At 62.7% G+C, this 9,949-nt stretch carries 13 protein-coding genes; 9 read left to right on the forward strand and 4 right to left on the reverse strand.

Going from position 1 to position 9,949, the window contains the following annotated elements; translation table 11 throughout:
* The first annotated feature begins 106 nt into the window (after positions 1–106).
* Positions 107–763, forward strand: a complete 657-nt coding sequence (locus ABJ076_RS23255; RefSeq protein ID WP_348195773.1) for a transglutaminase-like cysteine peptidase — start codon at positions 107–109, stop codon at positions 761–763.
* A 208-nt stretch (positions 764–971) separates the two neighbouring features.
* Here ABJ076_RS23255 and ABJ076_RS23260 read toward each other — a convergent pair whose 3' ends face one another.
* Together ABJ076_RS23260 and ABJ076_RS23265 are read right to left on the reverse strand one after the other, a co-directional pair.
* Positions 972–1,142, reverse strand: a complete 171-nt coding sequence (locus ABJ076_RS23260; RefSeq protein ID WP_348195774.1) for a hypothetical protein — start codon at positions 1,140–1,142, stop codon at positions 972–974.
* Positions 1,143–1,301: 159 nt separating this feature from the next.
* Positions 1,302–1,895 carry a hypothetical protein gene (locus tag ABJ076_RS23265; protein ID WP_348208650.1) on the reverse strand — a complete coding sequence of 198 codons (594 nt, stop codon included), beginning with the start codon at positions 1,893–1,895 and terminating at the stop codon, positions 1,302–1,304.
* Positions 1,896–2,094: 199 nt separating this feature from the next.
* Here ABJ076_RS23265 and ABJ076_RS23270 point away from each other — a divergent pair, with 199 nt between their 5' ends.
* The 8 genes from ABJ076_RS23270 to ABJ076_RS23305 all read left to right on the forward strand — a co-directional run bounded on the left by ABJ076_RS23270 (position 2,095) and on the right by ABJ076_RS23305 (position 8,419).
* Positions 2,095–3,081, forward strand: a complete 987-nt coding sequence (locus tag ABJ076_RS23270) for a murein L,D-transpeptidase family protein (protein WP_348208652.1) — start codon at positions 2,095–2,097, stop codon at positions 3,079–3,081.
* Between the two features lie 4 nt (positions 3,082–3,085).
* Positions 3,086–3,391 (forward strand): hypothetical protein, encoded by a 306-nt coding sequence (locus tag ABJ076_RS23275; protein ID WP_348195777.1) that lies wholly within the window; start codon positions 3,086–3,088, stop codon positions 3,389–3,391.
* A 140-nt stretch (positions 3,392–3,531) separates the two neighbouring features.
* Positions 3,532–4,248 carry a L,D-transpeptidase gene (locus ABJ076_RS23280; RefSeq protein WP_348202935.1) on the forward strand — a complete coding sequence of 239 codons (717 nt, stop codon included), beginning with the start codon at positions 3,532–3,534 and terminating at the stop codon, positions 4,246–4,248.
* Between the two features lie 61 nt (positions 4,249–4,309).
* A complete protein-coding gene (locus ABJ076_RS23285; protein WP_348195779.1) occupies positions 4,310–4,945 on the forward strand; it encodes a DsbA family protein in 636 nt (211 codons plus the stop codon).
* Positions 4,946–4,954: 9 nt separating this feature from the next.
* A complete protein-coding gene (locus ABJ076_RS23290; protein ID WP_348195780.1) occupies positions 4,955–5,830 on the forward strand; it encodes a peptidylprolyl isomerase in 876 nt (291 codons plus the stop codon).
* Positions 5,814–6,428, forward strand: a complete 615-nt coding sequence (locus ABJ076_RS23295) for a L,D-transpeptidase (protein WP_348195781.1) — start codon at positions 5,814–5,816, stop codon at positions 6,426–6,428. Before ABJ076_RS23290 ends, ABJ076_RS23295 begins: the two co-directional genes overlap by 17 nt.
* On the forward strand, positions 6,428–7,483 hold the full coding sequence (locus ABJ076_RS23300; RefSeq protein ID WP_348195782.1) for an NAD(P)/FAD-dependent oxidoreductase: 1,056 nt from the start codon (positions 6,428–6,430) through the stop codon (positions 7,481–7,483). Before ABJ076_RS23295 ends, ABJ076_RS23300 begins: the two co-directional genes overlap by 1 nt.
* Before the next feature lie 207 nt (positions 7,484–7,690).
* A complete protein-coding gene (locus ABJ076_RS23305; protein ID WP_348202936.1) occupies positions 7,691–8,419 on the forward strand; it encodes a cytochrome c biogenesis protein CcdA in 729 nt (242 codons plus the stop codon).
* 324 nt (positions 8,420–8,743) lie between these two features.
* Here the strand turns inward: ABJ076_RS23305 and ABJ076_RS23310 are convergent, their stop codons facing one another.
* Positions 8,744–9,208: a YqaA family protein gene (locus ABJ076_RS23310; RefSeq protein WP_348195783.1), complete on the reverse strand. Its 465-nt coding sequence runs from the start codon at positions 9,206–9,208 to the stop codon at positions 8,744–8,746.
* Positions 9,190–9,949, reverse strand: a 760-nt coding sequence (locus ABJ076_RS23315; protein WP_348513300.1) for an MFS transporter, incomplete at its 5' end; no start/stop codon positions are given. The genes ABJ076_RS23315 and ABJ076_RS23310, both read right to left, overlap by 19 nt.

Consider the following 9,949-nt stretch of genomic DNA (forward strand, 5'->3'; position numbering starts at 1 on the left):
CAATAACGTCAATTCGCAGAAAGTTCGAGTATAATCCAACACATTGATTTTGCTCGATATTGAAGACGATCGTCTATCACTCGTGCGACCACGGGGAGACGTTCGAATGATCCGCCTGATTGCCTGCGCCATCGCGCTCGGAATGTCCTGCATCGCCGCTTGGGCGAACGCCTTTCATTTCAATCCGACCCAGCCGACCACTATTCGCAACATGGTGACTTACGGCGCCACGACCATGCCGATCGGGTACTACGAATATTGCCGCCGCTACGGCGAGCGCTGTGCCCGCGGTCCGGAAGGAGCGATGATCAGGCTCACCGAACCTCGCTGGCGGGAGATCGTTCTGGTCAATTCCGATGTGAACGCGGCGGTTGCGCCACTGACCGACATTGAGATCTTCGGCGTCGAGGAGCGCTGGGAGTATCCGACGAAGGTCGGTGATTGCGAGGACTACGCGCTCCTGAAACGCAAGCGCCTCAACGAAATGGGCTATCCGCTGGGAGCCCTGCTCCTGACAGTCGGGCGCGATGCCAAGGGCGGCGGGCATGCCGTCCTGACCGTCGTCACCGACCTGGGCGACTTCATCCTCGACAACATCGAGCAGAAGGTTTTGTTGTGGAAGGACACCGAGATCCAGTATCTCAAGCGTCAGTCGCAGAAAGACCTGAACCTTTGGGTCAGCCTTGTGAATGAGGAAGAGCTTCTGATTTCCTCCGGCAAGAGCCAGGCGCCTTCGACGGCTGCGGCAAGAGTGAACAGGTAGACCGCGGTTCCGCCATAGAGCATCTCCATTGTGTTGTGGCCGAGTACGACACACACCGCCCAGAACACGCTTGCCAGCGTGACATATGCCGTCGAACCGGCTGCCAGAAATATACCCAGCCGCAAAGCCATGAAGTGAACCGTACCTCTTCGGCCAGTTGTCGCCTCCCCTCAGGCAACGCGCCACTCAAGCGTCGGTGATCGATCTGTTACTCGGATCCGGCGGCGGCTTCCGGAGGATTAGATTCGCCTTGAATGTGGGTGAAGCTCAGGACGAAGACGGCCACGACAAAGGCGGCCAGCAGGGAAAAGACCACCCAGTTCATTCGTGCTCGACGACGGCCAAGCGCGCGGCTTTCTTCGGTGCTGATGTGATCCAAGACTTGGGCACTCCGTCGTCTTCCTGTTCTTTGCGGAAAGTAGTGAACGCCTGGCGACGCAGCCATGCGGCGTTTCGTTGCGCTGCGGGACGTGGCAGCAATCGGACCTAGCCCACTCCAACCGATTTCTCACGGCAATTGCCGAGTACCGATGGAGCGTCACGCAGCGGGGTGGGCCAGACGCCACATGCCCCACCACGCAAGCGGCGCAAGCACCACGACGCTCGCCATGCCGGGGAAGTAGCCGTACGGCCCATCGGTGAGCAGCGGCAGGGCAAAATGCGCGAGTTCGGTGATCCCTATCGAGGCGAAGAACGTCCAGGCGAGATAGCGGCCAAACTCCTGGTCGCGCGACATGAGCACGGGAACGGCAAGCCACGCGCCCACCGGGATGATCAGCAGGGCCAGGATCAGCCCCACTGAGACGTCCGGAATCGGCGTTCCGGTGATACGATCGGACACGACCTCGAAGAACGCCATGCGATTTTCCTCGAGCTTGTGCAGGAAGAGAAAGGCAGCCATCGTGAACCAATACGGCATCCTGATCGACACCCATGGCGCGCGTGACGGCACGAGAAGCCAGAGGCAAAATCCGCCGAGATATCCGGTCAGGAACAGTGTCGCGTAAAGCGGTCCGAGATAGACGTACCCGAAGAGCGGAACAACGAAGGAAAAGAGGAGCGCGGCTGCTATCAATGGTGTCGATCTTTCCATCCACATCGCCAGCGCCTTCCCAATTGTTGCTTGTCCCATCTCTGGCGTTTCGGCCCGCTTTCGTAACCGCCATTTCCCAGGCCTGGTTGAACTTCGGTGCCGCTGCGGTCCTTTGCCGCTCGCGCATTTGTGGGCGGAAACATCATCTTAACTATGATATGCGGACAATATAAACGGCCGTCGAGATAATGGTGCGTGCCGCAAAACATGGTTTCCGATGATGTTGACGGCCGTCAAAATGGGAGGGATTGCAGCGCTCGCGCTTTTGCTGAGCGCCTGCGTGTCCACTGTTCTCGATGTCGACGGCAAGGCGACGCAGCCTGTTCCTGCCAGGCTCGTGGCGGAGATGTCGCGCAAATCGATGTCGCCCTCCGCGCCCATCCTCGTCAGGATATTCAAGCAGGAAAGCGAACTGGAGATCTGGAAGCGCGACCGAAGTGGCAAGTTCGCGCTGCTTAAGACCTATCCGATGTGCCGGTGGTCCGGAAAGCTCGGACCCAAGAAAGAAAACGGTGACCGGCAGGCGCCGGAGGGTTTCTACCATGTCTCCGCCGGCATGCTGAATCCCAAGTCGCAATACTACCTGTCCTTCAATCTCGGCTATCCGAACAAGCTCGAAGCGGCTTTAGGGTATTCCGGCGAGGCACTCATGGTGCATGGGGCCTGCTCATCTTCGGGCTGCTACGCGCTGACCGATGAGGGCGTCGGCGAGATCTACGCGGTCGCGCGCGAGGCGCTCAAGGGCGGCCAGGGCTCTTTCCAGGTCCAGGCATTTCCGTTCCGGATGACGCCGCAGAACATGGCGAAGAACCGAAACGACCCGAACTTCGCCTTCTGGTCGGACCTCAAGCAAGGCTACGACATTTTCGAGGTCACGCGCCGGCAGCCGAAGGTCTCGTATTGCGAGGGACGCTATGTCTTCGACAGGGAGTTTGAGGGAGGCGAGCCGCAAAGCGTTCTCGCGGCATGCCCACCGGCACTGAACGCGGGCGATCCTCTGGTCGCCGCCAGGCAGCAGTCCGACCGCCTCGCGATGGACAATCTCCTTTCGACCGGCAGTGCATTTTCGGCTCATGCCTACGCCGATGGCGGCATGCATCCGAGTTTCCGGAAGCTGCTCGAGCGCAGCGGCCAGTCCGCGTTGGCCAAGCGGACGTCACTCACTTCGGTGCCGATCAGCCGGCCCGACGCGGCCCTTGCCGATCCTCACTCCCCGGATGAGTGACGCGATGGCCAGAACCCTGCTCGCTCTCCTCCTGTTCTGTTTCGTCACCCTGCACGCCGCGCTGCCGTCGGCCGCTGCTATCGAGGAACCGACGACGATCGTCTCCCTCCTCCCGGACGACCCCGCGGACGACGGGGAAGACGCCGCGCCGCTCACTCCAGACGCGGCAACTAAATGCCATGACAGCTGCAACTGGCTTGCCGCCTGGCACGCTCCCGCCCTGCGTGAAGTGCACCGTTCGCCCCTGGAAAGGCGCGCGCTCTCGATCCGACCCGGGCTCCTCTCCCAGGTCGTCCCCCCTCCCAAATAGCGTCTCGCGTCGAAAACGATCGGTCGCGCCGCGGGCCGGGAACCTCCCGGACATGATGCGCTTCAACGGTCGTTTCTTGTCCCCGGCATCGCCTGTCCCGCAGGCGCTGGATTCCCGACGACCTATTTGTGAGCGTAACAGTGACCTTCAGAGACGCCCAAACCCTCCTCTCCCGCAGACAATTCCTGAGCTTGAGCGCGGCAGCGGCCGGCGGGCTGATCCTGTCCGGCTGTTCGACCACCGGCAACCAGCCCGCGGCCCCGGCGCCTGACAAGCCCGCCACCGACCCTTCATATGCATCCATGTACCGGGCGATGCCGGAGGAGGATTTTCCGATCCCCGCCGTCGACCTGACCAAGGTCGACAAGCGCTTCTACAGGCAGCTCGTCGACGATCCGACCGGTGAACGTCCCGGGACGGTCGTGGTCGATACGCGATCCTATTACCTCTATCTCGTCCGACCCGGCGGCAAGGCAATGCGGTATGGCGTCGGCCTGGGACGTCAGGGCTTCACCTGGTCAGGCGAAGGCGTCATCCAGTGGAAGCAGCGATGGCCGAAGTGGACGCCTCCGGCCGAAATGATCGCGCGCCAGCCCGAACTTGAAAAGTGGAGCGCCGACAATGGCGGCCAGCCGCCCGGGCTCGACAACCCGCTCGGAGCGCGAGCGCTCTACATTTTCCAGAACGGCGAAGACACGCTCTACCGGCTGCACGGCACGCCGGAATACTGGACCATCGGCAAGGCGGTCTCCAGCGGCTGCGTCCGGCTGATGAACCAGGACATCATCGACCTCTACGGCCGTGTCGCCACGCCGACCCCGATCATTGTTCGCGGCGGCACACGAGCGATTGCCTGAACGCCTCTTGCACCTCCAGTGGCTGGAGGTTGCACCATAAGTTCTTTCGAAAGGACCCGACATGAAACGTCGCAACCTCATTTTCGGCACTGCCGCCTTCGGTTTGGTCGCCGCCTATCCTGTGCTGCTCAGGGCACAACCCACACCGGAAGCGCTGCTGGCGCCGGGAGCGCTCCCCGAAAAGAGCTTTGGGCCGGACGACGCGCCCGTCACCATCATCGAGTACGCATCCCTGACCTGCCCGCATTGCCGCACCTTTCATGTGTCGGTGTGGCCGGAACTCAAGAAAAAGTATGTCGATACCGGCCAGGTCCGGTTCATCATGCGCGAGTTCCCCTTCGACCCGCGCTCTTCGGGCGGCTTCATGCTGGCGCGCTGCGCCGGCGACGACAAATGGTATCCGACCATCGACCTGCTCTACCGGACCCAGGACAACTGGGCGCGCGTCGCCGATGGCACAGGCGCGCTGAAGTCCGTCATGGGCATGACGGGCATGGACACCGCCGATTTCGAAAAGTGCCTGCAGGACCAGGCGCTGCTCGAAAAGGTCAATGCCGTCGCGGAAGCCGGCAAGTCTTTCGGGGTCGATTCCACGCCGACTTTCTTCATCAACGGCCAGATGCAGAAGGGCGCGCTCAGCCTCGAGCGCTTCAGCGCGATCATCGATCCGCTGATCGCCGCGGCCGGGAAACAGTAGGAGCGTCTGATGACAGGAAATATCATGTTCGCGGGATGGAAGGCGCGCCTCACATTCGGTGCGGCAATCCTCGCCGCTTCCATAGCGCTCGCGCCGGTTGTCCGCGCCCAGGACGCCGACGTCGTCGGCCGCGTCAACGGTCAGGAGATAACAGTCGAGGACCTCGCCATCGCCGAGGAGATGTATGCTCCGCAGCTTGGCCAGATGCCGGCAGATGCCAAGCGCTCCGTGCTGGTGGATGCGCTGATTGAGCTCAGGATCGTCGCGGAGGCGGCGCGCAAGGCCAATGTCGCCGATCAGGACGCCTACAAGCGACAGCTCGCCTTCTTCGAGGCGCAAACGTTGCGCTCGCTCTTTCTCGAGCAGCGTGTAGCCGCAGCGGTGACGGATGAAGCGGTGAAGGCGGCCTATGACGAACAGGTCGGAAAAATCCCGCCGGTGCCGGAGCGCCGCCTGCGGCACATCCTGCTTCGCAGCGAAGGCGACGCGCTGGAGGTGATCGAGGCGCTGAAGTCGGGCCGGCCGTTCGCCGAGCTCGCGCAGGAACGCTCGGTTGATGAGGTGTCCAAGGTCAAAGGCGGCGATCTTGGCTTCATCGCCGAAGGACAGGTCATGCCCGAGGTCGAGGCGGCGGCTGCGCAGCTTCAGCCCGGCGAGTTCACGCAGACGCCGGTGACGACCGCTTTCGGCTTCCACGTCGTTCTGCTCGAGGAGGCACGCAACAGGCCGGCCCCGCCGTTCGACGCAGTCGCGCCGCAAATCCGGCAATCGCTGGAAGCCGCGGAAGAACGACGGATCATTTCCGAGCTGAGAGCCGGCGCCCAGGTCGAAAAGCTGGTTCCCGACGTCACCCCGCCGGAGGCCGACGATGGCCATCAACACTGATCCCTTGGAGGCGCCGGACTCCGACCGGAGTCACCGCATCGATCGACGCGCCTTCGGACTTGGCCTGGTGGTGTTGCTGGCAGCCTCGGGACAAGCCGTGGCGGCGAAGGCCAAAGGCAAGTTCGTGCTGGAGGAGCGTTTCCTGCCGCAAATCGTGACGGTTCCCTACGACTATCCGGCAGGCACGATCGTGGTCGCCCCGCGCGACCGCTACTTGTATCTGATCGAGGGACCGGGCCTTGCCCGCCGCTACGGGATCGGCGTCGGCAAAGCGGGCCTGGCCTTTTCCGGATCGGCCCTTGTCGGCCGCAAGGCGAAGTGGCCGTCCTGGCGCCCCACCGACAACATGATCCGCCGCGATCCCAAAAAGTACGCGCGTTACGCCGGCGGCATGAAGGGCGGGCCCGGCAATCCGCTGGGTTCGCGGGCGCTTTATCTCTATCGAGACGGGCGTGACACGCTCTACCGCATCCACGGCACGACGGAGCCATGGACCATCGGCAAGGCCGTCTCGAACGGCTGTATCCGGATGGTCAACGACCATGTCGAGGACCTTTACGAGCGTGTGCCGGTCGGCGCACAGGTCGTCGTAGTGTGATGAAGCCGTTCGTCCTCGTCGTCGGAGCCGGACAGGCTGGGCTCGCGGCCGGATACCACCTGAAGCATGCCGGTGTGCCGTTTGTCATCGTCGACGGTCATCGACGGGTGGGCGACAGCTGGCGGGCGCGCTACGACTCGCTCACGCTGTTCACGCCCCGTCAGTTCAGCACGCTGCCGGGTCTTGAGCTACCCGGCAACCGGGAACTCTACGCAGGCCGTGACGAGTTTGCGGACTATCTCGAGACGTACGCATCCCACTTGGGACTTCCGCTCCAGCTTGGCCAACGCGTCATCCGCCTTTCAAAAGTGGGCGAGCAGTTCGACGCCGAGCTCGAAAATGGGACAAAAATCTCCGCCAGCGCGGTGGTGGTGGGGACGGGCGGATTCCAGGTTGCGCTTGTCCCGAAACTCGCTGCACGCTTTGGACGCGAGGTCCTCCAGCTGACGACCGAAACCTACCGCAATCCCGGGCAATTGCCTGACGGGCCGGTCCTGGTCGTAGGAGACGGCGCCAGCGGGCGGGATATCGCCGTGGAAGCGCGCCGACACCAGCCCGTGATCCTGGCGACAGGGAAGCCGCGCACGCTCTTTCCCGAACGCTTCCTCGGCAAGTCCATTTGGTGGTGGCTGAACCTCCTTGGCGTTCTCAAGGCTCCCGCGAGCTCTCGGATCGGCCGTAAACTCAAGCAGTCGGATGCATTTCCGGACAGGGACCGAAGCATCGAGAGCCTGGCCAAACTGGGTATACGGATCGTACCACGTCTCATCGAAGCGTCCGGCGGCACGGCGCGCTTTGCCGATGGAACCTCGGCGAACATCCGGACCGTCATCTGGGCCGTTGGCTATCGGGACGACAGCTCATGGCTCGACATTGAAGAAGCGAAGGGCCCCGACGGCGCGTTCCTGCACGACGCGGGCGTTTCGTCGGTAAAGGGCATCTACCTCGTCGGGCGGCCGTGGCAACGCAATCGCGCATCGGCTCTGATCATGGGGGCGGGACCGGATGCCGAGATCATCGTCCAACGAATTTTGTCCGACGTCGCGAAGCCGTAATCTTCAAACTCACCTTCGGCGAACCGCTTCTGCAGCATCAGGAACGGACTCCATCCCAACACGCGCTCGACAATTTGATCTCCTAATGCGCGTCTCAATGTCACGGCAGGCTGAGCCGAGCTCCCGTTGAACCTCATGTCGCTAGAGAATTTAAACCGACACAAGTGCGGATCAGGGATTGCAGTCGACAAAGGAAGGATGACAGCCTTGGCGATCGATGTCTCAGCCATCGGACTTCTCACGGCCATCGTGGCGGGTGCTATATCATTCGTTTCCCCGTGCGTTCTCCCGCTTGTGCCGGGCTATCTTTCGTTTGTGTCCAGTGGCGTCGATCCTGCGTCCAGGCAGCTTGCCGATCGCATCAGGGTCGTCTGGTCAGCGCTTTTTTTCATAGCCGGGTTCTCCACCGTCTTCGTGATGCTTGGGCTTGGCGCGCAGGCGTTCGGCGGCATTCTCCTGCGGTACAATGTCGAGGCAAATCTCCTTGGCGGGGCGCTGCTCGTTTGTTTCGGCCTTGTGATGACAGGACTGATCAAGATACCGGCGCTACTCAGAGATTTCAGACTGCCGGGGCCGCAGACCATATCGGGGCCAGCCGGGGCCTATACGCTTGGGCTTACATTCGCCTTTGGATGGACACCGTGTATTGGGCCGGTCCTCGGCTCGATCCTTACCCTAACCGCGGTGTCGGCCGGAAGTGGCGCGGTCCTCCTGGCAGCCTATAGCGTCGGGTTGGGAATTCCCTTTCTGATAGTTGCGGTCGCCTTTAGCGGCATCGCAGCCGGGTTCAAGCGCGTCCGATATGCCGGTCACATCCTCAATATTTTCGCCGGCGGCATCATGATTGCCATGGGGATACTGATGATGACGGGCCGCCTCACTCTGATAGCATTTTGGCTGCTCGAGCGTTTTCCGGGACTGGGCTACATCGGTTAAGCGCAGTTGGATCCGTCGCCGACGCAAGCCATTTTCGGATGTTCGCAGCGCGACGCGGCCTAAGCTAGCTGTGAGTTTTCAGAAGGTTGTCCATTCGGACCCGACCGGGAAAGCTGAGGTTGTCGAAGCCTCAGTGATCTCGGTCGGGAGCGAATGAACATCCACAAGAATGCCCGTCTGACGCCGCGGCGTTGAGAGGAGATGGTCCGCGACATTGTTGAAGGCCGCCTTTCCAAAGCCGAAGCGGCGCGGACATACGGGGTGACGGCGAAGATCAGATAGATCTCGCGCTGGAACGCGACGAGATCCTGATAGAGGCCCACATCACACGAGCCCCAACGTGATCGCCGCCAGCACTATGTAGCGACCGGCCTTGGCGACGGTCACGAGCATCAGGAAGCTCCAGAACGGTTCCCGCAGGACGCCAGCCGCCACGGTGAGCGCATCGCCGCCAATCGGAGCCCAGGAGAGCAGCAGGCTCCAGCGGCCCCATCTTCGATACCACCCGGTCGCGCGGTCGAGAGCCTGTTGGCCTACGGGGAACCAGCGTCGGTCGCGGTAGTGTTCCACCCAGCGGCCGAGCAGCCAGTTGGTGACGGAGCCGAGGACATTGCCGATCGTCGCCACGATCACCAGCAAAACGGGTGACTGCTCACCGAGGATCAGCAGTCCGACCAGCGCAGCCTCGGATTGAGCCGGCAGGATCGTAGCGGCGACGAAGGCGACGGCGAACAGCCCGACAAGAGAGAGCAGATCTTCCACGTTGCCGGTTAGCGTTCGCGTGGCCATGCGACGTGCATATCGTCGATCACATAGGCATGGGCATGGCGACGTACGTGCCCGGCTTCGGCAAGGTGCGGATGATTGGCCGGGAGATCGTCATGGCTATGCTCGACGATCTCCAGGTCTTCGGCAGGCCAGACCACAAAGCCGATGGCGATCGCGACCGTGGCCAAAGCGGCGAGGATGATCGCCGTGACCGGCAGACCGAGCGCCGCGCCAGCCCAGCCAGCGAGCGGATAGGCGATCAGCCAGCAAGCATGGGAAAGCGCGAACTGCGCCGCGAAGAGCGCCGGGCGGTCCTCGGGATTGGCCGAGCGCCGGAGCAGCCGGCCGGATGGTGTCTGCGCCGTCGAATAGCCGACGCCGAGCACGAACCAGAGTGGCAGCAGCCAGTCATAGCCGGGCAGAACCGCAGCCGTCAGCGTGCCGGCCGTCAGCAGCGCCGCGCCCGCCAGCATCGCGGTGCGGTCGGGAATGGCTTCCAGCAGCTTCGGCAACGCCAGCGCCGCGACCATCGAACCGCCGCCGAAGGCTGCGAGCGCCAATGCCGTCGCCTGGTTGTCGAGGCCGAAGGCGGCCTGCACATAGACCACGGTGTTGACGATCACCAGCGCACCGGCCGACGCGACGGCGAGATTGATCGCCAGCAGACCCCGCAGGCGCGGCGTCGCCAGATAGATGCGGATACCGCGCGTCGTGCGGTCGTAAATGCCGCGCGGCTGCGATGGCTTCGGGCTCGGCAGCACG

This window comes from Nisaea sp., from assembly GCF_039990255.1.
Lineage (GTDB): Bacteria > Pseudomonadota > Alphaproteobacteria > Thalassobaculales > Thalassobaculaceae > Nisaea.

What these genes read in the sequence shown, in the direction of transcription:
- ABJ076_RS23255 (WP_348195773.1), top strand. Translation starts at nt 107, where the DNA reads ATGATCCGCCTGATTGCCTGCGCCATCGCGCTCGGAATGTCCTGCATC.
- ABJ076_RS23265 (WP_348208650.1), bottom strand. Translation starts at nt 1,895, where the DNA reads ATGGGACAAGCAACAATTGGGAAGGCGCTGGCGATGTGGATGGAAAGA.
- ABJ076_RS23270 (WP_348208652.1), top strand. Translation starts at nt 2,095, where the DNA reads ATGGGAGGGATTGCAGCGCTCGCGCTTTTGCTGAGCGCCTGCGTGTCC.
- ABJ076_RS23275 (WP_348195777.1), top strand. Translation starts at nt 3,086, where the DNA reads ATGGCCAGAACCCTGCTCGCTCTCCTCCTGTTCTGTTTCGTCACCCTG.
- ABJ076_RS23285 (WP_348195779.1), top strand. Translation starts at nt 4,310, where the DNA reads ATGAAACGTCGCAACCTCATTTTCGGCACTGCCGCCTTCGGTTTGGTC.
- ABJ076_RS23290 (WP_348195780.1), top strand. Translation starts at nt 4,955, where the DNA reads ATGACAGGAAATATCATGTTCGCGGGATGGAAGGCGCGCCTCACATTC.
- ABJ076_RS23295 (WP_348195781.1), top strand. Translation starts at nt 5,814, where the DNA reads ATGGCCATCAACACTGATCCCTTGGAGGCGCCGGACTCCGACCGGAGT.
- ABJ076_RS23300 (WP_348195782.1), top strand. Translation starts at nt 6,428, where the DNA reads ATGAAGCCGTTCGTCCTCGTCGTCGGAGCCGGACAGGCTGGGCTCGCG.
- ABJ076_RS23310 (WP_348195783.1), bottom strand. Translation starts at nt 9,208, where the DNA reads ATGGCCACGCGAACGCTAACCGGCAACGTGGAAGATCTGCTCTCTCTT.